The sequence below is a fragment of the Arhodomonas sp. KWT genome (assembly GCF_010993615.1).
Window position 1 is genome coordinate 19,921 of record NZ_WNXE01000015.1, and the last position, 1,684, is coordinate 21,604.

Annotated in this window: 1 protein-coding gene; it reads left to right on the forward strand. The window is 70.8% G+C overall.

From position 1 onward, the window contains the following. On the forward strand, positions 1-1,684 hold a 1,684-nt coding region (locus G7A99_RS04960; RefSeq protein ID WP_163139087.1), incomplete at both ends, for a diguanylate cyclase.

The following is a 1,684-nucleotide window of genomic DNA, read 5'->3' on the forward strand; positions in this document are numbered from 1 at the left end:
ACTTCGCCGTTTCCCTGGAGGCCGCCAGCGGCGCGGCGCTGCGCGAGCAGCTCGACACGGCGGTCCGCACCCTCAAGTCCGACCCTGATTCCGTCTACTACCGTCTCCAGTCCCGGTGGCTCGGTGTCCGCGACGAACCGGAATGGATCCTGCCCTTCTGGGTCTTCTGGATCCTGGGCTTCTTCGGTATCGCCGTCATCGTCCTGCTGGCGGGCAACTTCGTGCTCGACGCCCGCGTGCGCCGGCGTACCCGCGACCTGCGCGAGAGCGAGGAGCGCATCCAGGCCATCCTCGATAACCTCCCCGGCGTGGCCCTGCGCATGCACTGGGTCAGCGGCAGCGCGCCCGAGCTGCTTGCCACCGAGGGCGCCACCTTCTTCGGCCAGGGGGCCTGGCGGCTGCGCACCGGCCATGACCACTGGGACACGCTCATTCACCCGGACGACCGCGCCATGCTGACCCGCGCCATCGACCGCGCAGTGAGCCGCGGCCGGCCGTACGACGTGGAGCACCGTATCCGGCTGGGCGACGACAGCGTCCGCTGGGTCCTGCACCTGGGTACTCCCACGATCCGCGACGGCGACGGCATGCGCATCGACGCCTTTCTGTTCGACATTACCGAGCGCAAGGAGACCGAGGCGGCGCTGCGCCACTCGATGGCGGAACTGGCGGCGATCCACGACGCCTCGCTGGACCTGATCCTGCTGGTGGGGCCGGACGGGCGCATTCAGTCGGCGAACCGGCAGTTCTTCGAGGCCACGGGCTACAGCCGCGGAGAGGTCATCGGCGAGGAGCCGGGCGGGATCGCCGGCGGCGCCCTGCGCGCCGGCGCCCATCTCCTGGATCAGGTCCGCCAGGGCACCCCGCACCGCTACGAGACACAGCTCACCACCGCCAGGGGCGCCACCATCCCGGTGGAGGTGCGCCTGCGCACGCTGCCTGGCGGCGACCGCCCCGGGCGGGTGCTGGTGGTCATGCGCGACCTATCGTCCCTGCGCGCCATCGAGGCGGAACTGCGCCACCAGTCGACCCACGACCCCCTCACCGGCCTGCCCAACCGCACCGCATTCGAAACGGCGCTGGAGCAGGCGGTGCTCGACTGCCGCACCGGCTCGGAGCAGCACGCTCTGTGCTACCTCGACGTCGACCAGTTCCGGGTGATCAACGACACCGCCGGCCACAGCGCGGGCGACGCCCTGCTGCGTCAGGTCGCCCAGCTGCTGCACGAGCGTGTCCACCACGGGGATGTGCTCGCGCGCTTCGGCGGCGACGAGTTCACGCTGCTGCTGCGCGACTGCGACCTGAGCCGGGCACTGGAGATCGCCGACGGCCACCGGAGCGCGATCGAGGCCATGCACTTCGTCTCCGACGGGCGCTCGTTCCAGATCACCGCGAGCATCGGCGTCGTCCCCGTTGATGCCTACGCCGGCGACGCCGCGATGGTGCTCGGCGCCGCCGACGCCGCCTGCCACCTGGCGAAGGATGGTGGACGCAACCGTGTACAGGTCTACGACACCGAGGACACGGCGCTGCAGCTCTACCGCAGCGGTATGGAATGGGCCCAGGAGCTGCACGACGCGCTGCGCGGCGACCGCTTCCGGCTGCTCTGCCAGCCCATCGTCCCGGCCTCCGGGGAGATCGACGGCCGGGCCCACTACGAGATACTGCTGCGCATGCTCGACCC